We start from the raw sequence: 23,560 nt of genomic DNA, 5'->3' as shown, positions 1-23,560 counted from the left end.
CGTAAGCCCTCTGACCGGGGAGCAGTCCCCGCCTCTGACATGACCCACATTGTCCTTGCGTTCGAAGACAACAGGCTGATTGGTGACCTTTTCGGCCAGTTTGACCAGAACCTCGCCCTGATCGAGCAGCGCCTTGGCGTCGATGCCATCGCCCGCGGCAATCAGGTGACGCTGAAGGGCAAGCACCGCCAGTGCGTGCAGGCACGCCACGCCCTCGAATCACTTTACCAGCGCCTGCAGCAGGGCCACGAAATCCACCCGGCCGACGTGGAAGGCGCGCTGCGCATGGCGGTGGCCGCCGATGCCCAGCTGCCACTGCCGACGCTGGAGCCGCGCTCGCGCCTCTCCTTCGCGCAGATCTCGACCCGCAAGAAGACCGTTGTCGCCCGCACGGCAGCACAGGATGCCTATATCCGCTCCATGGACCGCGCCGATCTGATTTTCGGCACCGGCCCTGCCGGTACGGGCAAGACCTTCCTTGCGGTGGCCTATGCCGCTGCCCTGATCGAGCGCGGTGATGCCTCGCGGCTGATCCTCTCCCGCCCGGCCGTGGAAGCGGGCGAGCGCCTCGGCTTCCTGCCGGGTGACATGAAGGAGAAGGTCGATCCCTATCTGCGCCCGCTTTATGACGCGCTCTACGAGATGATGCCGCCGGAAAAGGTCGATCGCGGCCTGCAGTCCGGCATGATCGAAGTGGCGCCGCTCGCCTTCATGCGCGGGCGCACGCTCTCCAATGCCGTCGTGCTGCTGGATGAGGCGCAGAACACCACGACGATGCAGATGAAGATGTTCCTCACCCGTCTGGGCGAGAACTCCAAGATGATCGTCACCGGCGACCCCAGCCAGATCGACTTGCCCATGGGCCAGAAGTCGGGCCTGCGCGAGGCGCTGGAACTGCTGCCGGACATCGAGGGCGTCGCCCACGTGCAGTTCACCGATGTGGACGTGGTGCGCCACGAGCTGGTGGCCCGCATCGTGCGTGCCTATGACGACGCCAGCCGCGAAGAGCTGCAGGAGCGGGAGCGCCGGCATGCCCTGCGCGCTGCCGCCGCGCAGCAGCAGGAGTAAGCCCTGTGGCCCCTGCCTCTGCGGCCGCCAGCGGCCTGCCGGAAGATTTCCTGCTGGACCTCAGCATCGAATGTGATGGCTGGCCGGAAGAAGACGAACTGGAGGCCCTGAGCCTGCGCGCTGCGGAATCCGCCTTCCGCATTGGCGAGCTCAAGGCCATGCCCGGCTCCGAACTGTCGCTCCTTTTCGTCGATGATGCGCGCATCCGCGAGCTCAACGCCGAGTGGCGGAACAAGGACAAGGCCACGAATGTTCTCTCCTTCCCGGGCGGGGAAGAGATGAACGGGCTTTACGGCCCTCTGCTTGGTGATATCGTATTCGCGCTGGAAACAGTCTCGAAGGAGGCTGAAGAGCAGGCTATTTCGTTTCAGGATCATTTTTTGCATCTTGTAGTGCACGGACTCCTTCACCTTTTCGGGTATGATCACCAGATGGAGGCCGAAGCCGAAGAGATGGAAGATCTGGAGCGGCGGATCCTTGCCAGCATGGGCATTGCCGACCCTTATGCGGATGCGCCGCTTGTGGCGGACGATCCGCAGGAGCCCTGACCCCGCAAGGGTGACAGCAGGGACAACGAACGAATGGACAGATGACAGTTTCTGACAGTGGCAGTATCGCAACGCCTGCGGCCAGTCCGGCTTCCGTGCCGGTTCAGGAAGACGGCGCCGACCCACGACTATCCGGGCCCCGAAAACCGGGGCCTCTGGCCCGGATTGCCGGGCGCCTGGCACGGCTGCGGCGCAGCAGCGCGTCGAGCCTGCGGGAAAATCTCCAGGATGAACTGGCCCGCGAACTGGTTGAAGGCGGGGATACGGCGTTTTCGCCGGAAGAGCGGCTGCTGCTCGGCAACATCCTTCGCCTGCGCGAGCTGCGCGTCGATGACGTGATGGTCCCCCGCGCGGATATCGAGGCGGTGGATGACAGCGTGACGCTGGGCCGCCTCATGGAGGTGTTCCGCGAGAATGGCCACTCCCGCATGCCAATCTATCATGAGAGCCTTGATGACCCGCGCGGCATGGTTCACATCAAGGACCTCATGGCCTTCATCGCCCGTCTTGCCACGCCGTCGTCCGAGGCCGGGGCCGCAAAAGACACCGATTTGCCAGCGAAGAATTCCGCCCTCGATCTGACCTCGGTCGATCTGACGCTGACGCTCGCCGAAACCGGGCTGCTGCGGCCGCTTCTGTTTGTGCCTCCCTCCATGCCGGCAACCGACCTGATGGCCAAGATGCAGGCGAGCCGCGTGCAGATGGCGCTGGTCATCGATGAATATGGCGGGACGGATGGCCTCGTCTCGCTGGAGGATATCGTCGAGACAGTCGTCGGCGATATCGAGGACGAGCACGACGAGGACGAAGAGGCAATGCTTCAGCCGGCCGGGGACGGCGTCTGGATTGCAGATCCCCGCATTCCGCTGGAAGAACTGTCCGAACAGCTGGGCACCGACTTCAACGCCGGGGAAATGGCCGAGGAAGTGGACACGCTGGGCGGCCTGCTGTTCACCCTGCTTGGCCGGGTGCCGGTGCGCGGCGAGCTGATCGCGCCCAAGGAAGTCACCGGCTACGAATTCGAGGTGCTGGATGCGGACCCGCGCCGGATCAAGCGCCTCAGAGTGCGCAAGCGCCGGGTGGAAGTCCGCACGGGCGACCAGCGGCGGCGGCCCAAGCGCGACGATAAGACAGCAGGCACGGAGCCTCCAGCCACGTAAATGCCAAGGCTTTGAAACGCTGGCTCATGATGCCTTCAGGTTGCCCGGCCGCCGCGCGGGCTTGCCAGCTCAAAGGCTGCTCCCGGAGGCTTGACCTGCGCTCTGACGCCTCCCACATGCTGCAGGCCGTAAGCGGCGGAGAAATATGACAATGCCCTTCCTGCCAGACCTGATACGGCGCGCCGCCAGCCCCTTCCTTCTGGCGCACGGCAAGAGACGGTGGCTTCTGGCCTTTGCCGCAGGCGCAGCGTCGGTTCTGGCCCTGCCGCCGTTCAACATTCTCCCCGTGCTCTTTGTTACCCTGCCGGCTCTCGTGTGGCTGATCGACGGTGCGGCGGGCGCAAAGGACAGCGTTCCCCCCGGACGGCGGATGCGGGCCGGCTTTGCCATTGGCTGGTGCTTCGGCTTTGGCTATTTCCTTGCCGGCCTGTGGTGGATCGGCAGCGCCTTTCTGGTGGAAGCCGAGCAATATGCCTGGATGCTGCCCTTTGCCATTGCGGGTCTTCCGGCCGGGCTGGCGCTGTTTCATGCAGCGGCCATTGCACTGGCCACCCGCTTCTGGCCCGAACATGCGGGCCGCATGCTGCTGCTTGCGGGGCTTCTGGCCATTTCGGACTGGCTCCGCGGCCATATCCTGACCGGATTTCCCTGGAACAGCTTTGGCTACAGTGTGTCCGGCAGCCTTGCCCTGTCCCAGAGCGCCAGCCTCATCGGCATCTACGGGCTGAGCGCCCTTGTCATCGCCTGTGCAACCGCACCGGCGGCCCTTGCCGATACCGGACGCCGCAACTGGCTGCCGCTGGGCCTGAGCCTGGCCCTGCTCGCCGGGCTGTGGGGCTGGGGCACGGCAAGGCTTGCAGAACCAGCCGCGCTGGCGCAGCCTCCGGCCGTCATCCGCATAATACAACCCAATATCGCGCAAAAAGAGAAATGGCTTCCCGAGAATAAAGTTTCGATTTTCAGAAGCTATCTTGGGTTGAGCCGATCTGCCAGAAATGATGAAATGGCCAGCACCACGCGCACGGTCTTTGTCTGGCCCGAATCTGCATTTCCTTTTCTTCTGACAAGTTCTCCTGAAGCTTTATCCGAGATAGATTCTCTTCTGGAGCCGCATCAGACACTTGTTACAGGCGCAATCCGCGCCGAAAGAGGACCTGACGAAACCAAATATTACAACAGCATCTACGTCATTGGCGACGGCAGCGAGATTCTGGACGCCTATGACAAGGTCCGGCTCGTGCCCTTCGGAGAGTATCTCCCCCTGTCGGACCTGCTCGAACGGCTGGGTATCCGCAAGCTGGTCAATGCCCCTGGCGCCTTCACCGCCGGCTACGCACCCCGCGTCATGGCGACGGGCGGACTGCCCCCCTTTCTGCCCCTGATCTGCTACGAGGCGATCTTTCCGCAAATGGCGTCAGAGGCCGGAAACCGGCCGGAGTGGCTGCTCAATGTCACCAATGATGCCTGGTTCGGCGATACGGCAGGACCCTATCAGCATCTGGCGCAAGCCCGGTTCCGGGCCATTGAGCAGGGATTACCCCTTGTCAGATCTGCCAATACAGGTATATCAGCTTTTGTCGATCCATATGGCCGGGTAACAGGGTCACTTGCCCTCAACCGGTCCGGCGTGATTGACGCACACCTCACCGCACCGTTGCCGGCAACGCTTTATGCCCGGTATGGCGATGCGGGACTGGCCGGACTCCTGATCATTTTTACTACATTTTTTACTTTAGCGAGCCTCAACCTGCCTTCGCGTCATAATTGATATTGAATGAGAGAGTCCGTCAGCATAGTGTAGTACAACCGCAGCTTCCGGAGGAGCAGTGGAAACCGCGAAACAGAGGACCGGCAGTGGGTGGTCCGGTCCGCACCCGAAGCGCCAGGATGGCTGCTCAACGTGTGTTTCGTGTTCTTGAAAACCCGCGTGCACCCTCTGGCCGGAGGACACGCTGAACCGAAAGATGAGGGCAATGCCCAGCAAGAAAGCACCTAACCCGATCGACGTGCATGTCGGCAGCCGCGTCCGTCTGCGCCGCATGATGCTTGGCATGAGCCAGGAGAAGCTCGGTGAGAGCCTCGGCATCACGTTCCAGCAGATCCAGAAATACGAAAAAGGCACCAACCGCATCGGTGCCTCGCGCCTGCAGCACATCTCGACCGTGCTCAAGGTGCCGGTTGCCTTCTTCTTCGAGGACGCCCCCGGTTCGCCGGACGACTTCGAAGGCTTTGGCGAGTCGCAGCCGACCTCCTATGTGGTCGACTTCCTCTCCTCCTCCGAAGGCCTGTCCCTGAACAAGGCCTTTGTGCGGATCGAGGACCCCAAGGTGCGCCGCAAGATCGTCGATCTGGTCCGCGCGCTTGCCGGCGACGAGGCCTGACACAAGGCTTTGAAGATGCTGCTACATCTTAGCTCGAAAATGCTGAGACAGCATAAGGGTTTGATTACGCTCCGGTGATATAGGCTCACCGGGATGCAGCGTCAGATGATCTTCAACGGCGAGGGAACTTGACGCTCGCTGGCCAATCTGCTTCATCACTTGACTTGGCGGCGGAGAAATTCCGCCGCCATGTTCATATTTTTCCCAGAAGGACGTTCGGCTATGGCCCGTCAGGACTATCTCTTCACCTCCGAGTCCGTCTCGGAAGGTCATCCCGACAAGGTGTGCGACCGCATTTCCGATGCCGTCGTTGACGCTTACCTGCGTGAAATGCCCGAGGCACGCGTTGCCTGCGAGACCCTTGCAACCACGAACCGCATCGTGATTGCCGGTGAAACCCGTGGTCCTGCGACCATCACCAAGGATTACGTGGCCCATCTGGCGCGCCTGGCCGTCAAGGATATCGGCTACGCCCAGGAAGGCTTCCACTGGGAAAACTGCGACATCTCCGTGTACCTGCACGCCCAGTCCGCCCATATCGCCCAGGGCGTTGACGCCGGCGACAACAAGGACGAAGGCGCAGGCGACCAGGGCATCATGTTCGGCTATGCCTGCCGCGAGACGCCGGAGCTGATGCCCGCGCCGATCTACTACTCCCACAAGATTCTCCGCCTGCTCGCCGAAGCCCGCAAGTCGGGCCGTGAGCCGGTGCTGGGGCCTGATGCCAAGAGCCAGGTGACCGTCCGCTACAAGGGCGGCGTTCCGGTTGGCGTCAGCTCCATCGTGCTGTCGACCCAGCATCTCGATGCCACGCTCACCTCGCGCGATGTGCGCGCCATCGTCGAGCCCTACATCCGCAGCGCCCTGCCGGATGGCTGGATCGACGAGCAGACCGCATGGCACGTGAACCCGACCGGCGCCTTCGTCATCGGCGGTCCGGACGGCGACTGCGGCCTGACCGGCCGCAAGATCATCGTCGACACCTACGGCGGTGCAGCGCCCCATGGCGGCGGCGCCTTCTCCGGCAAGGACCCGACCAAGGTGGACCGTTCGGCCGCCTATGCCGCGCGCTACCTCGCCAAGAACGTCGTGGCCGCCGACCTTGCCGACCGCTGCACCATCCAGCTGTCCTACGCCATCGGCGTGTCCGAGCCGCTGTCGGTCTATGTCGACCTGCATGGCACCGGCCGCTGCGATGAAGCCAGGCTCGAAAAGGGCCTGCGCGACATCATGAGCCTCACCCCGCGCGGCATCCGCCAGCACCTGAAGCTCAATGCCCCGATCTATGAGCGCACCGCCGCTTACGGCCACTTCGGCCGTGCGCCGGAAGCCGATGGCGGCTTCTCCTGGGAAGCCACCGATCTGGTGGGCGCGCTCAAGGGCTTTGCCGGCTGAGGCAGCCCGTCTTCATGAACCGGAGCGCCGGCTGCCCGATGGCGGCCGGCGTTTCCTATCCGGGGGCGCGTTTCCTGAAGCGCCCAGCCATTCGTTTGACCGCATGGACCCATGACTGATTTCTACGACGGTTCCTTCTATGGACGGCGCAAGGGCAAGCCGCTGACGCCGCGCCAGAGCACGCTGATGGAAACGGACATGCCGCGCCTGCGGCTGGATCCGTCCGTTCCCGCGCCTGCGGATCTTGCCAGCCTGTTTGAAGCGCCCGTGCGCGAAGTCTGGCTGGAAGTGGGCTTCGGCGGCGGCGAGCATCTGCTGCACCGGGCCCGCGAGAATCCGGATGTCGGCATCATCGGTATCGAACCTTTCAGCACTTCCATGGGCAAGGCGCTGGTCGAGGTGGTGGATGGCGGGCTGAAGAATGTCCGCCTTTATGACGACGATGCGGTGCAGATCCTTGACTGGCTGCCGGAGGCAAGCCTGTCCCTTGCCTATCAGCTCTATCCGGACCCCTGGCACAAGAAGCGCCACTGGAAGCGCCGGTTCATCAGCCCGAAGAACCTCGACCGCTACGCCCGCGCATTGCGTCCGGGATCGCAGTTCCGTTTTGCCAGCGACATCGACACCTATGTGGACTGGACCCTGCGCCACATCCGTGACCACGAAGCCTTTGAATGGACGGCCGAAACGGCTGATGACTGGCGCCAGCCCTGGGCCGGCTGGCCGGGCACCCGCTATGAGGCCAAGGCCCTCAGGGAAGGCCGCGTGCCGCGCTATCTCACCTTCCTGCGGCGCTGAGCCCGCAGAAGGAGCATCTGCCGGAAGGCGGCATCCGGGCTTTGCCCTTGCTTTTCCGGCAGACTTGCGTATAAAGGCGACATTCATCTTCTCTAGCGGCTCGATCGGAGCAGTATGAGAGTGGGCCCCGCGAAGGACCCGCTCTTTTTTGTTTAGGCCGGTCGTGATGCTGGCGGAATGGACGGCCGGGAGATCCCGGCGCCGGACCGCCCCCGGACAGGAGACACGCATTGAGTTTGCAAGAGCCCCGTATCGTCATCGAAGACGGCCTTGATGCCCGCGTTGCGGCCATTGTCGAGCCGGTGATCGCCGACCTTGGCTACCGGCTGGTGCGCGTGAAGATCAGCGCCGCAAACGGCTGCACCCTGCAGATCATGGCCGAGCGGCCCGACGGCACGATGACCGTGGATGACTGCGAGGAGATCAGCCGCGCCGTTTCGCCCGCCCTCGACGTGGACGATCCGATCAACCGCGCCTATCATCTGGAAGTCTCCTCGCCTGGCATCGACCGCCCGCTGGTGCGCGAGAGCGATTTCGTCCGCTGGTCAGGCCACGAGGCCAAGGTCGAAATGTCGGTGCCGCAGGATGGCCGCAAGCGTTTCCGCGGCGTCATCACCGGCGTTGAAGGCGGGGCTGCCGTGCTGCGTCTTTCCGACGCGCCGGAAGGCACGCCGAACCCGGTTCTGCTGCCGCTTGGCGAAATCGGCGAAGCCCGGCTGGTGCTGACCGACGACCTGATCCGCGCCGCGCTCAAGGCCGAAAAGGCTGCCCTTGCCGCCCGCGGCATCGATGCCGATGACCTTGACGACGAGGACACGGAATTCGAATACGAGCACGATAACGACGACGACGAAGATGATGACGGGGACGGCTCCGGCTCCTCCGGAGACCGGGCCAACTGAGGCCTGCCCCTTTTCAACGCTTTGAGACAAGCGCGCGGAGAACAGGCGCGCAAGAGGAGTGAACGAGAATGGCTATCAGCGCGAACCGGCTGGAACTGCTCCAGATCGCCGATGCGGTTGCCCGGGAAAAGACGATTGACCGGGGCATCGTGATCGCTGCCATGGAGGACGCCATCCAGAAGGCGGCCCGTTCCCGTTACGGCACCGAGACGGAAGTGCGCGCAGAGATCAATCCGAAGACCGGTGAGATCCGTCTGCAGCGCCTGCTCCAGGTGGTCGAGACGGTGGAGAATTTCTCCACCGAGATCGCGCTCGAGGATGCCAAGCAGCGCAACCCGGAAGCCACGATCGGCGACTATATCGCCGAGCCGCTGCCGCCGCTCGACTTCGGCCGCATTGCCGCCCAGTCCGCCAAGCAGGTGATCGTGCAGAAAGTGCGCGAGGCCGAGCGTGACCGTCAGTTCGACGAGTTCAAGGACCGTATCGGCGAAGTGGTCAACGGCACGGTCAAGCGCGCCGAATATGGCAACGTCATCGTCGACCTTGGCCGCGGTGAAGGCATCGTCCGCCGTGACGAGCTGATCCCGCGCGAACTGTTCCGCACCGGTGACCGCATCCGTGCCTATATCTACGACGTGCGCCGCGAACAGCGCGGCCCGCAGATCTTTCTGTCGCGCACCCATCCGCAATTCATGGCGAAACTCTTTGCGCAGGAGGTCCCGGAGATCTATGATGGCGTCATCGAGATCAAGGCCGTGGCCCGTGACCCGGGTTCGCGTGCCAAGATCGCCGTCATTTCCAAGGACAGCTCCATCGACCCGGTCGGCGCCTGCGTCGGCATGCGCGGTTCGCGTGTTCAGGCCGTTGTGGGCGAGCTTCAGGGCGAGAAGATCGACATCATTCCGTGGAACCCGGATGAGGCGACCTTCATCGTCAACGCCCTGCAGCCGGCGGAAGTCGCCAAGGTCGTGGTGGACGAGGATGCCGAGCGCATCGAGGTCGTGGTGCCGGACGAGCAGCTGTCGCTGGCCATTGGCCGCCGCGGCCAGAACGTGCGCCTGGCTTCGCAGCTGACCGGCTGGGCCATCGACATCATGACCGAGCAGGAGGAAAGCGAGCGGCGCCAGAAGGAATTCCAGGAGCGCTCCACCCTGTTCATGGAATGCCTCAACGTGGACGAGATGGTTGGCCAGCTGCTGGCGACCGAAGGCTTCACGTCGGTTGAGGAAGTGGCCTATGTCGATCTCGAGGAAATCTCGATGATCGAAGGCTTCGATGATGACACCGCCGAGGAAATCCAGGCCCGTGCCCGTGATTACCTCGCCGAGCTGGAAGCCAAGCAGGACGAGGAGCGCCGCGCTCTGGGTGTTGCCGACGAGCTGCGCCAGATCGATGGCCTGACCACCGCGATGCTGGTTGCCCTGGGCAAGGAAGGCATCAAGACGATCGAGGATCTGGCGGGTTGCGCCGCCGATGATCTGGTGGGCTGGACCGAGCGCAAGGACGGCGAGACCAAGCGTTTCGACGGCGCCCTGTCGTCCTTCGCGGTGTCGCGCACCGATGCTGAGGGCATGGTCATGGCTGCACGCCTTGCGGCAGGCTGGATCACCGAGGAAGAGCTTGCGGCCCACATGGGCACCTTCGAGGAAGAGGCGGAAGACGGCGAAGAAGAAGACGCCGGCGAGACCGCCTGACGAAAAGGCTTCCGGGGCGGTTTCGCCGGGAAGCGCATCCGCAGGACGGGCAGGGGCACAGCGCCGGCGCCCGCCTTGCGGGATGAACGGGAACCAGAACCTGCCTGCGGCCTTGTGTGAGGCGCAGGCGGGCGGAAGGAATGGAGGCCCACCGGGTGCCGAGGAAGAACGAGCCGCTGGAACGGCAATGTGCGCTCTCGCGGGCGGTCTTGCCGGTTTCGGAGCTGATGCGCTTCGTTCTGGACCCGGAAGGTCAGGTCGTGCCGGACCTCAAGCGCCAGCTGCCAGGGCGCGGGGTCTGGGTCACGGCAAAGCGTGAGGCCGTCGAGACGGCCGTGAAAAAGCGTGTCTTTGCCAAGGCCTTCAAGGCAGAGGTGAAGGCGGAGCCCGGACTGGCGGATCTTATCGATACGCTGCTCGTCAAGGGCGCGCTGTCCGCACTGTCCCTGTGCCGCAAGGCCGGGGAACTGGTGACCGGGTTTTCCAAGGTCGAGGCCGCGTTGCGGCGCGATCCGGTGATCGCCCTCATTCATGCCTCGGATGCATCCGGGGACGGGATTCGAAAGCTCGCGGCAGCCGCTGCGAGCCAGACAGAGCTGGCAAGCGGCCGTCCGGTCGTCCGTTTGTTCGATTCGACTCAATTGGATTTGGCATTGGGTCGCACTAATGTGATACATGCTGCACTGCTCGCTGGCCGGGCGAGCGAAGGCTTCCTTGAACGTGTGCGTCAACTGGAGGCTTTCCGGGCAGGTTCCGTCACGTATGAACGCTGTGGCGCGGACAGTGCGGTAGCGCAGGACTGAAGGCAAATATGAACGATACGAAGAATCCAGGCGACAAGACGATCAACGTCGAGCGGAAGACCCTCGGCCTCAAGCGGGGCGGCGTCGAACAGGGAACTGTTCGCCAGAGCTTCTCCCATGGCCGGTCGAAGGCTGTCGTCGTGGAAAAGAAGAAACGCCGGGTGGTGGTTCCCGGCCAGGAAGGGCGCCCCGAGGGCGAGGCCCCGGCAGCAGCATCTGCGCCGGCCGAGCGTCCGCGTGAGGCAGCTCCTGCCCCCGCACAGGCCCAGTCCCCGGCGCCCCAGCGCCAGCAGCAACCCCAGAATCAGAACCAGGGCGGCGACCGCAATCAGCAGCAGCGCCGTGGGCCGCAGCAGCAGAACCGCGGCCAGCAGCAGCGCCCCGGTGGCGGTGCCGTGCTCCGCTCCCTGACCCAGGAAGAGGCAGCCGCCCGTGCCGCCGCCCTCAAGCTTGCGCAGCAGCGCGAGATCGAGGAGCGCAAGCGCGCCGAAGAGGAAGCCATCCGCCGGGCCGCGGAAGAGGCGGTCCGCCGCGTTGAGGAAGAAGCCCGCCGCAAGGTCGAGGAAGAAGAGCGCGCACGCCGCGAGGCCGAAGAGGCCGAGCGCCGCGCTGCCGAGCCGGAAGTTCAGCCTGAGCCGGTGAAGCCGGCGGCTGCAGCTCCCGCTGCCCGTGCTGAAGCCCCTGCCGCGCGCAAGCCCGAAGCAACGGCTGCCCCCGAGCGTCCGCGCCCGGCCGTCGGCCGCACTGCCGAGGAAGAAGCCGAGGAAGAGCGCAAGAACGGCCTCAGAACCGTCAAGCGCCCGAAGGCTCCGGCAGCTCCGGTTGCCAAGCGCAGCACCGGCGATGACCGCCGCCGTTCCAAGCTGACCATTTCTGCCGCGACCGGCGGGTCGGACGAGCAGCGTTCGCGCTCGCTTGCCTCCCTGCGCCGCCGCCGTGAAAAGGAAAAGCGTGGCGGCATGCAGGCTGTGCGCGAGAAGATCTCGCGTGAAGTCATCCTGCCGGAAGTCATCACCATCCAGGAACTCGCCAACCGTATGGCCGAGCGTTCCGTGGACGTGATCAAGCTGCTGATGAAGCAGGGCCAGATGCTGAAGATCAACGATGTGATCGACGCGGACACGGCTGAGCTGATCGCTTCCGAGCTGGGCCACACGGTCAAGCGCGTCTCCGAAGCGGACGTGGAGGACGGCCTGTTCTCCGCAGCCGACGAGGAAGGCACCCTGATCTCGCGTCCGCCGGTCGTCACGATCATGGGTCACGTTGACCACGGCAAGACCTCGCTGCTGGATGCGATCCGCAATTCCAAGGTGGTGACGGGCGAAGCCGGTGGCATCACCCAGCACATCGGCGCCTATCAGGTCGAGAAGAATGGTCAGAAGATCACCTTCATCGATACGCCGGGCCACGCCGCCTTCACGCAGATGCGTGCCCGCGGCGCCAAGGCGACCGATATCGTCGTGCTGGTGGTGGCTGCCGATGACGGCGTCATGCCGCAGACCAAGGAAGCGATTTCGCATGCCAAGGCTGCCGGTGTTCCGATCATCGTTGCCATCAACAAGATCGACAAGCCGGCCGCTGACCCGAACCGCGTGCGCACCGAACTGCTCCATGACGAGATCGTCGTGGAATCCATGGGCGGTGACACCATCGACGTGGAAGTTTCGGCCAAGACCGGCCTGAACCTCGACCGCCTGCTGGAAATGATCCTGCTGCAGTCGGAAGTTCTGGAACTGCGCGCCAACCCGGAGCGCACCGCCGAAGGTCTCGTCATCGAAGCCCAGCTCGACAAGGGCCGTGGTCCGGTGGCAACCGTTCTGGTGCAGAAGGGCACCCTGCGCGTTGGTGACATTCTTGTCGCCGGCGGCGAGTGGGGCAAGGTCCGCGCGATGCTGGACGAGGACGGCAACCAGGTGAAGGAGGCAGGTCCCTCCAAGCCGGTCGAAATCCTCGGCTTCCAGGGCACGCCGGACGCCGGTGACCAGGTCGCCGTGGTCGAGAACGAGGCCCGTGCCCGCGAGATCGTGGACTACCGCCAGCGTCAGAAGCGCGAGAAGCTGTCCGTGCTGAAGGCCGGTTCGCGCGGCTCGCTGGAGCAGATGATGAGCCGTCTGCAGAGCGGCGGCCGCAAGGACTTCCCGCTGGTGGTCAAGGCGGACGTGCAGGGTTCGGCGGAAGCCATCGCCCATGCGCTGGAGAAGCTCGGCAACGACGAAGTCGGCGCCCGCATCCTCCTGTCCGGCGTTGGCGGCATCACCGAGAGCGACGTCACGCTGGCGACCGCCTCGAATGCCTCGATCATCGCCTTCAACGTGCGCGCCAACAAGCAGGCCCGTGAAGCGGCCGAGCGTGAAGGCATCGAGATCCGCTACTACAACATCATCTACGACCTCGTGGATGACGTGAAGGCGGCGATGTCCGGCATGCTGGCTCCCGAGCGGCGCGAAACCTTCATCGGTTATGCCGAGATCCGCGAGATCTTCGACATCACCAAGGTGGGCAAGGTGGCAGGCTGCCTTGTCACGGAAGGTATCGTCGAGCGCGGCGCCGAAGTCCGCCTCATCCGCGACAACGTCGTGGTGCACGAAGGCAAGCTGGGCACGCTCAAGCGCTTCAAGGATGACGTCAAGTCTGTCGAATCCGGTCAGGAATGCGGCATGAACTTCGTCAACTTCCAGGACATGCGCGTCGGCGATGTCATCGAGTGCTTCCGCGTCGAGCAGATCGCCCGCACGCTGTAAGGCAAGCGCCAGGCCCGGCGGCATCCGCCGGGCATCGAGCCAGATGAAATGCTGGCAGGATTGCACGCCGGCGCGAGGAGCTTCCTTTGCGCCGGCGGTTTGTTTTCGCAGGGCACCGGCCGTCCCCGGTGGGCCTGTTTGAGTGGATGACCCAATGGCCAGAACATCAGGAGAGGGCGCCGGCATGCCCTCGCAGCGCCAGCTTCGCGTCGGCGAAATCGTGCGCAAGGAACTGTCGGAAATCCTTACCCGCGGCCAGCTGTCCGACCCGGACTTGGACGGGGTGATCATCACCATCCCGGAAGTGCGGATGACGCCGGATCTGCGTCTGGCCACCTGCCTGATCATGCCGCTGGGCGGCCAGAACGGCGACAAGGTGGTGAAGGCGCTGAACCGCAGTGCCAAGTACTTCCGCGGCCAGGTGTCCCGCCGCATGACCATGAAATTCATGCCGGACCTGCGCTTCATCCTCGACACCCGCTTTGACGATGACGACCGCATTGGCGCGCTGCTGCATACACCCGATGTGAAGCGCGACATTGCAGACGGCGATGACGAAGACGGTGAAGAGCGCGAGGATTGAACCGCGCCCTTTGGTCCATCCGGAATTTCAGGAAACAAACATGTCCCGTCCGCAGAAGCAGCGCCGCCCGCGCAACGCCATTGACGGCTGGCTGGTGCTCGACAAGCCCTATGGCCTGACCTCCAATGACGCCCTGTCGCGCCTGAAGCGCATCCTGCATCCGGAAAAGGTGGGCCATGCCGGCACGCTGGACCCGCGTGCCTCCGGCTGCCTGCCGATTGCCTTTGGCGAAGCGACCAAGACCGTGCCCATGGTGATGAACGGGCGCAAGATCTACCGCTTTGAAGTCACCTGGGGCGCGGAAACCAACACGGACGACACCGAGGGCGAGGTCATCGCCACCTCGGATGTGCGGCCGGATGCAGCCGCCATCGGCGCCGTGCTGCCGGAATTCACCGGCACCATCCTGCAGGTGCCGCCGAAATTCTCGGCCATCAAGGTGGACGGCGAGCGCGCCTATGATCTTGCCCGCGACGGCGAGGACGTGGAGCTGGAAGCCCGGCCCATCGACGTCCACCGCCTGACGCTGGTGGACATGCCGGACGCGGACCGCGCCGTCTTCGAGGCAGAATGCGGCAAGGGCACCTATGTGCGGGCTCTGGCGCGCGACCTTGGCCGCCGTCTTGGCACCTGCGGCCATGTCACCGAGCTGCGCCGCCTGCTGGTCGGGCCTTTTGGCGAAGCGGACATGGTGACGCTGGAGGAGCTGAACGAAGCTGCCGAAGAGGCGGAAGGCAATGTGGAGGCCCTGATGGACTTCCTGCTGCCCGTGCGCGAGGCGCTGGAGGACCTGCCGGAAGTGCCGGTCAGCAGCGACGATGCCGCCCGCATCCGCCAGGGCATGGCGGTGCTGCTGCGCGGGCGCAATGCGCCGCTGTCCTGCGATCTGGCCTTCGCCAGCCATGGCGGCACGCCGGTGGCGCTCGGCTTCATTGACAAGGGCCGGTTCCAGCCTTCGCGCATTCTTCACCTTTAGGAACGGCGGGGTGCGGCCTTTCAAGATTCTTCTGGAATTTGCAGGCCGTCTCCGTCATATTCCCGCGCAATCGGGCCAATGATGGCACCGATCCCTTCTGCCCGACCTTTGCTGGACGACATCCCGGCCCTGGCTGAACGGCAGGAGCGGCACACGGTGGCCACGCGCCACCAATATATAGCTGGCACGGCCAGCTTCATCCCATGAAAGGACATACCGATGTCGATCACTGCAGAGCGCAAGGCGCAGCTCATCAAGGAATATGGCATCAAGGAAGGTGACACCGGTTCTCCGGAAGTGCAGGTCGCCGTTCTGACCGAACGGATCAACAACCTGACCGAACACTTCAAGGGACACGGCAAGGACAACCATTCCCGCCGTGGCCTGCTGAAGATGGTGGCCCTGCGCCGTTCCCTGCTCGACTACCTGAACCGCAAGGACGAAGGGCGTTACAACACGCTGATCGGCCGCCTCGGGATCCGTCGCTAAGGATAACAAGGAAACGCGGTGGGTGGATTTGCCCGCCGCGTTTGCTTATAGGAAGTCTCATGACAGTCATGGGGCAGGATCGCCGGATGCTCTCCCGGAAGTGCCAAGGGGCACGGGAAGCGTCTTGCCGTCTTGCCCATGATCTGTCCCCGGTAACCGGCCCATCCGGGGCCAGCCGGAAACCGCCCGCATGCCAAGGGGCTGCGGACGCATATGTAAGGACATTGCATGTTCAATATTCATCGTGTTGAAGTCGACTGGGCAGGCCGCCCGCTCGTGCTCGAGACCGGCAAGGTTGCCCGTCAGGCTGACGGCGCCGTGATGGCCACCTATGGCGAGACTAAGGTGCTGGCCACTGTCGTGTCCGCCAAGGAGCCGAAGCCCGGTCAGGACTTCTTCCCGCTCACCGTCAACTACCAGGAAAAGGCCTTCGCGGCCGGCAAGATCCCGGGTGGCTACTTCAAGCGTGAAGGCCGTCCGTCCGAGCACGAGACCCTGACCTCGCGCCTGATCGACCGCCCGATCCGCCCGCTCTTCGCCGACGGCTACAAGAACGACACCCAGGTGATCGTAACCGTCCTGTCGCATGACATGGAAAACGCCCCGGACATCCTCGCCATGGTCGCAGCCTCTGCTGCCCTGACCCTGTCGGGCGTTCCGTTCATGGGCCCGATCGGCGGCGCCCGCGTCGGCTATATCAATGGCGAATACGTGCTGAACCCGGCCGTTGACACCATGGCCGATTCGCTGCTCGACCTCGTCGTCGCCGGCACCAATGACGCCGTTCTGATGGTGGAATCCGAAGCCAAGGAACTGAACGAAGACATCATGCTCGGCGCCGTGATGTTCGGTCACCGCGGTTTCCAGACCGTGATCGACGCCATCATCAAGCTGGCCGAGACCGCAGCCAAGGAGCCGCGCGCTCTCAACCTGCCGGATCACTCCGAACTCTATGGCAAGATCAAGGGCATCGCTGCCGCCGATCTGACCGCCGCCTACAAGATCACCTCCAAGACCGAGCGCAAGAACGCCGTTGACGCGGCCAAGGCCAAGGTCGTGGAAGCCGTCATCACCAACGGCGGCGACGCAGCTCCGGCTGGCACCGTTGTCGGCGAGCTGTTCAAGAAGCTGGAAGCCGAGATCGTTCGCGGCGCCATCATCGAGACCGGCCACCGCATCGACGGCCGCGACCTGAAGACCGTCCGTCCGATCGTCTCGGAAGTCGGCATTCTGTCGCGTGCACACGGCTCGGCCCTGTTCACCCGTGGTGAAACCCAGGCCATGGTCGTTGCCACCCTCGGCACCGGCGAAGACGAGCAGTTCGTTGACGCGCTGGAAGGCACCTACAAGCAGCACTTCATGCTGCACTACAACTTCCCGCCCTATTCCGTGGGCGAGACGGGCCGCATGGGCTCGCCGGGCCGCCGTGAAATCGGCCATGGCAAGCTGGCATGGCGCGCCATCCACCCGATGCTGCCGAACCACCACGAGTTCCCCTACACCCTGCGCGTCGTCTCCGAGATCACCGAGTCCAACGGCTCGTCCTCGATGGCAACCGTCTGCGGCACCTCGCTGGCGCTGATGGATGCAGGCGTTCCGCTGAAGGCTCCGGTGGCCGGTATCGCCATGGGTCTCATCAAGGAAGGCGACAAGTTCGCCGTTCTGTCCGACATTCTCGGCGATGAAGACCACCTTGGCGACATGGACTTCAAGGTGGCCGGCACCTCCAACGGCGTCACCTCGCTGCAGATGGACATCAAGATCGACGGCATCACCGAAGAGATCATGAAGGTCGCTCTGGACCAGGCCCGTGACGGCCGCATCCACATCCTCGGCGAAATGTCCAACGCGCTCACCGAAGCCCGTTCGGAACTCGGCGAACATGCGCCGCGCATCGAAGTGCTGAAGATCCCGGTCGACAAGATCCGTGAAGTGATCGGTTCAGGCGGCAAGGTCATCCGCGAGATCGTGGAAAAGACCGGCGCCAAGATCAACATCGAGGACGACGGCACCGTCAAGGTGGCTTCCTCTGACGGCAAGGCGATCAAGGCTGCGATCAACTGGATCAACTCCATCGCCGCTGAGCCGGAAATCGGCATGATCTACGAAGGCACGGTCGTGAAGTGCGTCGATTTCGGCGCCTTCGTGAACTTCTTCGGCGCCAAGGACGGCCTCGTCCACATCTCCCAGCTCGCCCCGCAGAAGGTCGCCAAGGTCACCGACGTGATCAAGGAAGGCGACAAGGTGTGGGTCAAGCTCATGGGCTTCGACGAGCGCGGCAAGGTCCGCCTGTCCATGAAGGTTGTCGATCAGGCAACCGGCAAGGAAATCGAGAAGGAAAAGGAAGCGGAATAATCCGCTTTCACATCCTGAAAGACATGGGACCCGGGCCGCAAGCCCGGGTCTTTTCTTTTGCCCGGCGGCGCCAGGCAGGTTTGACCTGCGCTGCCGCTGCGTCCCTTGCAGCCTGCGGCACTCTCGCGTCCCTCCCGCGTATGCGGACAAGGCACCCCGGGCACGAATACACGTGGCCCGGGCACACAGCTTCACCGCCACAAGCCCTTTCGCGCGCCCCTCCCGCCTGATATATCGGGCCGGAAACAAATTCAGGAACACACATGAGCCAGATGCGTCTTGTCGTCGTCGGGGCTGCCGGCCGGATGGGCCAGGCCCTTGTGCGCGCCATCACCGCCATGGAAGGCAGCGTGCTTGCTGCCGCCATCGAACGGGAAGGCTCACCGGCCCTCGGCAAGGACGCTGGCGAGCTTGCCGGTCTCGGGCCCCTCGGCGTCAGGATCACGGATGATCCGCTGACCGCCTTTGCCGCTGCCGAAGGCGTGCTGGATTTCACCGCTCCCAAGGCCAGCCTGCATTTTGCCGAACTCGCCGCCCAGGCGCGCATCGTGCATGTCATCGGCACCACCGGCTGGACGGATGAAGACCTGCCGAAGCTGGAGGCTGCCGCCCGCCATGCCCGGCTCGTCAAGTCCGGCAACATGAGCCTTGGTGTCAACCTGCTGGCGGCGCTGGTGAAGAAGGCCGCTGCGGCCCTTGGCCCCGATTACGATCTGGAAATCGTCGAGATGCACCACCGCCACAAGGTGGATGCCCCCTCCGGCACAGCGCTGCTGCTGGGCGAGGCTGCAGCCGAAGGGCGCGGCATAGGCCTGGCGGAGCATTCGGTGCGGGTGCGCGACGGCCATACCGGCCCGCGTGAGGCCGGTACCATCGGCTTTGCCACCCTGCGCGGCGGTTCTGTCGTCGGCGACCACACCGTCATCCTCGCCGGTGAGGGCGAGCGGGTCGAACTGACCCACAAGGCGGAAGACCGCCAGATCTTTGCCCGTGGTGCAGTCAGGGCGGCCCTGTGGGCGCGCGACCGCAAGCCGGGCCTTTACTCCATGGCCGACGTGCTCGGCCTCAACGACTGACAGACCTTCAGAAATTCAAGGAGATCGGTGCATGGAACGTCTCTTGGTGCTCGTCCGCCACGGCCAGAGCGAATGGAACCTCAAGAACCTCTTCACCGGCTGGAGGGACCCGGACCTGACCGAACAGGGCATCGGTGAAGCCAAGGCCGCCGGCGGCAAGCTGCGCGACATGAAGCTGAAGTTCGACGTCGCCTTCACCTCGGACCTGACCCGCGCGCAGCACACGCTGAAGCTCATCCTTGCCGAACTCGGCCAGGACGGTCTGGAGACGATCCGCGATCAGGCCCTGAACGAGCGCGACTATGGCGACATCACCGGCATGAACAAGGATGAAGCCCGCGAGAAGTTCGGCGAGGAGCAGGTGCACATCTGGCGCCGCTCCTTCGACGTGCCCCCTCCGGGCGGCGAGAGCCTGAAGATGACGGCCGAGCGCGTTCTGCCCTATTACCGCGCCGAAATCCTGCCGCGCGTCATGGAAGGCACCCGCGTCATCGTTGCCGCCCACGGCAACTCCCTGCGCGCGCTGATCATGGAACTGGAAAAGCTGACGCCGGAACAGATCCTCAAGCGCGAACTCGGCACCGGCGCACCGGTCGTCTACCGTCTGGATGAAGACGGCCAGGTGGTCAGCGTCGAGGATCTGGCAGACTGATCCTCAGAGCGGCGCCGGCCACTGGCCTGCCGCAGAGCACATCCGGAAAGGCGCCCCAGCAAGGGCGCCTTTTTTGTTGGCACCGCCGCACAGCTGCAGCTTGACGGTTCGCCTTCCGGAAAATACTACTTCTGCGACGGTTTCTGGCAGTGAGAGCTGCCGGGATTAAAAGGGAACACGGTACGGACGACCCAATCAGGGGCCAAATCCGTGGCTGCCCCCGCAACTGTAAGCAGATGCCGGTCATTCTTGCGGCGCTTCCTCGGAAGCGCCGGGTCACTGCGCCAGTCCTCAACTGGTGCGGGAAGGCAAATGACCAGCCTGAGATCTGTGAGCCAGGAGACCTGCCGTCATGTGAAATCCAGATGCTTGAGCGGGGATGCTCAAGGAGGATCAAAATGACGGTATTCCAGCCTCAGGCCTTCGGGCCTGCAAGACGTTTTGCTGCCCTTTCCTCCGGGGGGCATGCGCTTCCCTGCCTTCCCGGTCCTGCGCTGGCTCCAGCCGCTTCAGCGGACTGCTGTCTGGTCCGCGCGGAGCTTGAGCATTTCAAGGCGTGATGCACCCGCATTGCGGCGCCTTGACATGACATCTGCCCAAAGGAAGGAAACCTCCCGTGCTTCTGCGCAATTTTGCTGCCGCCGCAGGCCTTGCTGCCTGCGCATCTTTCGCCCTGCCTGGCGCCGCTCACGCCGGAAAGACCCAGTATCCGCTGACGCTGGAGAACTGCGGCAAGGAACTGACCTTCACCAAGGCACCGGAGCGGACCGTCTCCGTGGGTCAGAGCACCACCGAGATTCTCTATCTGCTGGGACAGGCGGACAAGATCACCGGGACAGCCCTTTGGATCGGCCCGGTTATTGAGGGCTATGAGGAGGTCAACGCCATGGTGCCGCGCCTTGCAGACAATGCGCCGAGCTTTGAAAGCGTGACGGGAGCCCGGCCGGAGCTGGTGACCACCCAGTTTCAGTGGCAGATCGGCCCGCAGGGCGTCGTTGCCACTGTGGAACAGTTCGAGGAACTGGGGATCACCGTCTACACCTCTCCGGCCGATTGCACCGGCAAGGACAATTCTGCCGGTGATGACGGGCTGCGCAAGGCCAGCTTCTCCATGGACCTGATCTACCAGGAGATCGATGACCTCGCCCGCATCTTCGATGTCGAGGACAGGGGCGCTGCCCTGATCGCAGAGCTGAAGGAGCGGGAGGAGGCCGCACGCCGGAAGATCGGAGCCGTCAATGGCGAAGTCTCGGCGGTCTTCTGGTTCTCGAGTGCCGATCTGGCGATCGACCCTTACGTGGCGGGCCAGAAGGGCGCACCCGGCTATATGACCGCGAGCCTCGGCCTGAAGAATGTAATCGAGAGCGACGAAGAGTGGCCGACCGCCGGCTGGGAGACGATTGCCCGGTCCAACCCCACGGTGATCGTCGCCGGCAAGATGGACCGCCGCCGGTTCCCCGCCGATGACGTGGAGCTGAAGCAGAAGTTCCTCAAGGAGGATCCGGTCACCAGCCTGATGCCTGCGGTCAAGGAAGGACGGATCATCGTCATGGATGCGCAGGCCATGAACCCGACGATCCGCACCATCGAAGGCATGGAAGTGCTGGCCGATGCGCTGGCTGGCTTCGGCCTCGCCAAGTGATGACGCTTCCTTTCCACGCCGGAAAATGGGGAGGCGGTGCGCTTGGCACCGTCTCTCTCATTGCAGCTCTTGCCGCCGGGGCTGCCATTGGCGAGACCTCCATCCCGGTTGATACCGTCTTCCAGACGGCCGCCAACCGGCTCTGGGCAGCCGGCTATGTCCTTGACCCGATCGACGAAGGGGTGATCTGGAACTACCGGGTCGCCCGTGCCGTGGCTGCTGCGGCCTGCGGGGCATCCCTGGCCTTGTGCGGGGCAATCCTCCAGTCGCTGCTGCGCAATGCCCTGGCCGACCCCTACATCCTTGGCATCTCGGCGGGAGCCTCCACCGGTGCGGTCAGTGTTGCCATTCTCGGGCTCGGGGGCGGGCTGCTGTCCCTTCCCCTCGGGGCCTTTGCCGGTGCGCTCACGGCCTTCGGCCTGGTCAGCCTGCTGGCCGTCCTCGCCGGGCGCAGCAGTGCCGCCGTGATTCTGGCTGGTATCGCCTGTTCGCAGCTTTTCAACGCGGTCACATCCTTCATCGTCACCAAGTCGGCGACGGCCGATCAGGCACGCGGCATCATGTTCTGGCTGCTCGGCAATCTTTCGGGCGTGCGCTGGCCGGATGCCGGGCTGGCCGTGCCGGTGGCCCTGGCCGGTTTCCTCGTCTGCCTGCTTCATGCAAGGCATCTGGACGCCTTTGCCTTCGGAACCAACGCCGCCGCATCTGCCGGGGTTCCTGTGCGCCGGGTCTACATAATCCTGATCGCCACGGCGGCCATCATGACCGCCGTCATGGTCAGCATAGCCGGGTCGATCGGCTTCGTCGGACTGGTCATTCCCCATGCCGCCCGGCTTCTGGTTGGCGTCCGGCATGGGCTGCTGCTGCCGGTTTCGGCCTGGCTCGGTGCGGTGTTCATGATCTTTGCCGACATTCTGTCGCGAATCCTGATCCCCGGTCAGGTGCTGCCCATCGGCGTGATGACCGCCCTTGCCGGAGCGCCTGCCTTTGCCCTTCTCCTGATCCACAGGCCAGTGACACGATGATGCTGACAGCTCATGACCTGACATGGCGCGCGCAAGGCCGCCTCATCAACGACAAGGTCAGCCTTGATCTCGCAGAAGGCGAGTTTCTGGGCATTGCCGGACCGAACGGCTCGGGGAAATCGACCCTTCTGTCCATGCTCGCGGGGCTGCGCAAGCCCGCGTCCGGACATGTGACCGTCATGGGCACGCCCATGACGGATTTGTCCCGGCGTGACATTGCGCGCCGGATTGCCGTGGTCGAGCAGCATGCGGAGACCACCGAGCGGCTGACCGCGCGCCAGGTCGTGGAGCTTGGCCGCACCCCGCATCTCAGCATTCTGCGGCAATGGTCCGGCGAGGACGATGCCATCGTCTCGGACGCAATCGCGTCGGCCGGCATGCAGGATTTCGAGACACGGGAATGGCTGACCCTCTCCTGCGGGGAAAAGCAGCGGCTGCAGATCGCCCGTGCCCTGGCACAGCAGCCGGCGGTCCTCATCCTGGATGAACCCACCAATCACCTCGACATCGAGCACCAGATCGGCCTGCTGGATCTTGTCAGCTCGCAGAGGCTCAGCGTCATTGCCGCGCTGCATGACCTCAATCACGCGGCCATGTTCTGCGACCGGCTGATCGTGATGGACGCTGGCCGGATCGCTGCGCAGGGCTGTCCCGGCAGCATTCTCACCCCCGATCTTCTGGCCAGGGTCTTCAAGGTCGAGGCCACGGTGGAAACAGGACCGGAGGGCGAGTGCCATATCCGGTATGCCCGGCCATCCAGCCGCCGCCGCAAACACCCGCTTCAAGGAGCCGCAGCATGATGATGCGCAGCCTCGCCCGCACCCTTTTCCTCAGCTTTGTTTCTGCCCAGTCCCTGCTCGTGGCAAGCACCGCCGCAACCCGCGCCGGGACTGTCGACGTCCAGATGCTGAACCGGGGCGCCCATGGCTCCATGGTGTTCGAGCCCGATTTCGTGCAGATCGCGCCGGGCGATACGGTGACCTTCCGGGTTGGCCACAAGAGCCACAATGCCGCTTCCATTGCCACAATGGTGCCCGAGGGCTTTGCCGGTTTCACCGGCAAGATCAACGAGGAGATTTCCATCACCTTTGATCAACCGGGGCTCTATGGCATCAAATGCTCACCGCACTATACCATGGGCATGGTGATGGTGATTCGGGTTGGCGATGCCGCCCGGCCCGAGGGCTTCCCGGATCCAAGCGTTCCCCCCGCTTCCCTCAAGCGCTTTGAAGAGATTTTGGCCCGCTCCGGCCTCTGAGCCAGATAACTACA

General features: G+C 64.1%; 21 protein-coding genes and 1 riboswitch. All 21 genes read left to right on the top strand.

Features of this window, described 5'->3' with window-relative positions; translation table 11 throughout:
• Window positions 1-39: 39 nt before the first annotated feature.
• The 21 genes from ACVNHC_RS15525 (at window position 40) to ACVNHC_RS15425 (ending at window position 23,546) form a co-directional block, all read left to right on the top strand.
• The gene (locus ACVNHC_RS15525; protein WP_050473467.1) at window positions 40-1,068 is read left to right on the top strand and encodes a PhoH family protein; all 1,029 of its coding nucleotides are present in this window, start codon (window positions 40-42) and stop codon (window positions 1,066-1,068) included.
• Between the two features lie 5 nt (window positions 1,069-1,073).
• Window positions 1,074-1,616, top strand: coding sequence for an rRNA maturation RNase YbeY (gene ybeY / locus ACVNHC_RS15520; RefSeq protein ID WP_457167896.1), 543 nt, complete (start codon window positions 1,074-1,076; stop codon window positions 1,614-1,616).
• Window positions 1,617-1,657: 41 nt separating this feature from the next.
• Window positions 1,658-2,776, top strand: coding sequence for a transporter associated domain-containing protein (locus ACVNHC_RS15515; RefSeq protein WP_374630028.1), 1,119 nt, complete (start codon window positions 1,658-1,660; stop codon window positions 2,774-2,776).
• Between the two features lie 151 nt (window positions 2,777-2,927).
• Window positions 2,928-4,544, top strand: a complete 1,617-nt coding sequence (gene lnt, locus ACVNHC_RS15510; protein WP_094462742.1) for an apolipoprotein N-acyltransferase — start codon at window positions 2,928-2,930, stop codon at window positions 4,542-4,544.
• 205 nt (window positions 4,545-4,749) lie between these two features.
• A complete protein-coding gene (locus ACVNHC_RS15505) occupies window positions 4,750-5,157 on the top strand; it encodes a helix-turn-helix domain-containing protein (RefSeq protein WP_019963782.1) in 408 nt (135 codons plus the stop codon).
• A gap of 222 nt (window positions 5,158-5,379) precedes the next feature.
• A complete protein-coding gene (metK, locus tag ACVNHC_RS15500) occupies window positions 5,380-6,552 on the top strand; it encodes a methionine adenosyltransferase (RefSeq protein ID WP_457167893.1) in 1,173 nt (390 codons plus the stop codon).
• A gap of 111 nt (window positions 6,553-6,663) precedes the next feature.
• A complete protein-coding gene (trmB, locus tag ACVNHC_RS15495) occupies window positions 6,664-7,350 on the top strand; it encodes a tRNA (guanosine(46)-N7)-methyltransferase TrmB (protein WP_094462741.1) in 687 nt (228 codons plus the stop codon).
• A 230-nt stretch (window positions 7,351-7,580) separates the two neighbouring features.
• On the top strand, window positions 7,581-8,252 hold the full coding sequence (gene rimP, locus ACVNHC_RS15490; RefSeq protein WP_082205983.1) for a ribosome maturation factor RimP: 672 nt from the start codon (window positions 7,581-7,583) through the stop codon (window positions 8,250-8,252).
• A gap of 68 nt (window positions 8,253-8,320) precedes the next feature.
• Window positions 8,321-9,946: a transcription termination factor NusA gene (nusA, locus tag ACVNHC_RS15485; RefSeq protein ID WP_058898246.1), complete on the top strand. Its 1,626-nt coding sequence runs from the start codon at window positions 8,321-8,323 to the stop codon at window positions 9,944-9,946.
• A 140-nt stretch (window positions 9,947-10,086) separates the two neighbouring features.
• Window positions 10,087-10,749: an RNA-binding protein gene (locus tag ACVNHC_RS15480; protein WP_082205984.1), complete on the top strand. Its 663-nt coding sequence runs from the start codon at window positions 10,087-10,089 to the stop codon at window positions 10,747-10,749.
• An 8-nt stretch (window positions 10,750-10,757) separates the two neighbouring features.
• Window positions 10,758-13,490, top strand: coding sequence for a translation initiation factor IF-2 (infB, locus tag ACVNHC_RS15475; RefSeq protein ID WP_457167890.1), 2,733 nt, complete (start codon window positions 10,758-10,760; stop codon window positions 13,488-13,490).
• A 154-nt stretch (window positions 13,491-13,644) separates the two neighbouring features.
• Window positions 13,645-14,073 (top strand): 30S ribosome-binding factor RbfA, encoded by a 429-nt coding sequence (gene rbfA / locus ACVNHC_RS15470; RefSeq protein WP_122519018.1) that lies wholly within the window; start codon window positions 13,645-13,647, stop codon window positions 14,071-14,073.
• A gap of 40 nt (window positions 14,074-14,113) precedes the next feature.
• Window positions 14,114-15,049: a tRNA pseudouridine(55) synthase TruB gene (truB, locus tag ACVNHC_RS15465; protein WP_094462740.1), complete on the top strand. Its 936-nt coding sequence runs from the start codon at window positions 14,114-14,116 to the stop codon at window positions 15,047-15,049.
• Window positions 15,050-15,268: 219 nt separating this feature from the next.
• The gene (rpsO, locus tag ACVNHC_RS15460) at window positions 15,269-15,538 is read left to right on the top strand and encodes a 30S ribosomal protein S15 (protein WP_457167887.1); all 270 of its coding nucleotides are present in this window, start codon (window positions 15,269-15,271) and stop codon (window positions 15,536-15,538) included.
• 228 nt (window positions 15,539-15,766) lie between these two features.
• Window positions 15,767-17,893, top strand: a complete 2,127-nt coding sequence (pnp, locus tag ACVNHC_RS15455; RefSeq protein ID WP_457167885.1) for a polyribonucleotide nucleotidyltransferase — start codon at window positions 15,767-15,769, stop codon at window positions 17,891-17,893.
• Between the two features lie 272 nt (window positions 17,894-18,165).
• Window positions 18,166-18,969 (top strand): 4-hydroxy-tetrahydrodipicolinate reductase, encoded by an 804-nt coding sequence (gene dapB / locus ACVNHC_RS15450; protein WP_026355534.1) that lies wholly within the window; start codon window positions 18,166-18,168, stop codon window positions 18,967-18,969.
• Window positions 18,970-19,000: 31 nt separating this feature from the next.
• Entirely contained in the window at window positions 19,001-19,621 is a 621-nt protein-coding gene (locus ACVNHC_RS15445) for a 2,3-bisphosphoglycerate-dependent phosphoglycerate mutase (RefSeq protein ID WP_457167883.1), read from the top strand.
• Window positions 19,622-19,741: 120 nt separating this feature from the next.
• Window positions 19,742-19,987, top strand: a riboswitch (cobalamin riboswitch).
• 250 nt (window positions 19,988-20,237) lie between these two features.
• Window positions 20,238-21,263, top strand: coding sequence for an ABC transporter substrate-binding protein (locus tag ACVNHC_RS15440; protein ID WP_457167881.1), 1,026 nt, complete (start codon window positions 20,238-20,240; stop codon window positions 21,261-21,263).
• Window positions 21,263-22,288 carry a FecCD family ABC transporter permease gene (locus ACVNHC_RS15435; RefSeq protein WP_186391532.1) on the top strand — a complete coding sequence of 342 codons (1,026 nt, stop codon included), beginning with the start codon at window positions 21,263-21,265 and terminating at the stop codon, window positions 22,286-22,288. The genes ACVNHC_RS15440 and ACVNHC_RS15435 overlap by 1 nt, the downstream gene beginning before the upstream one ends.
• Window positions 22,285-23,088, top strand: coding sequence for an ABC transporter ATP-binding protein (locus ACVNHC_RS15430; protein WP_457167880.1), 804 nt, complete (start codon window positions 22,285-22,287; stop codon window positions 23,086-23,088). Before ACVNHC_RS15435 ends, ACVNHC_RS15430 begins: the two co-directional genes overlap by 4 nt.
• A complete protein-coding gene (locus ACVNHC_RS15425) occupies window positions 23,085-23,546 on the top strand; it encodes a pseudoazurin (RefSeq protein WP_457167878.1) in 462 nt (153 codons plus the stop codon). Before ACVNHC_RS15430 ends, ACVNHC_RS15425 begins: the two co-directional genes overlap by 4 nt.
• Window positions 23,547-23,560 lie beyond the last annotated feature (14 nt).

The sequence above is a fragment of the Pannonibacter sp. Q-1 genome, assembly GCF_054073275.1.
Note: the sequence above shows the minus strand (reverse complement) of the source record. Positions and strands in the feature narration are given on the sequence as shown.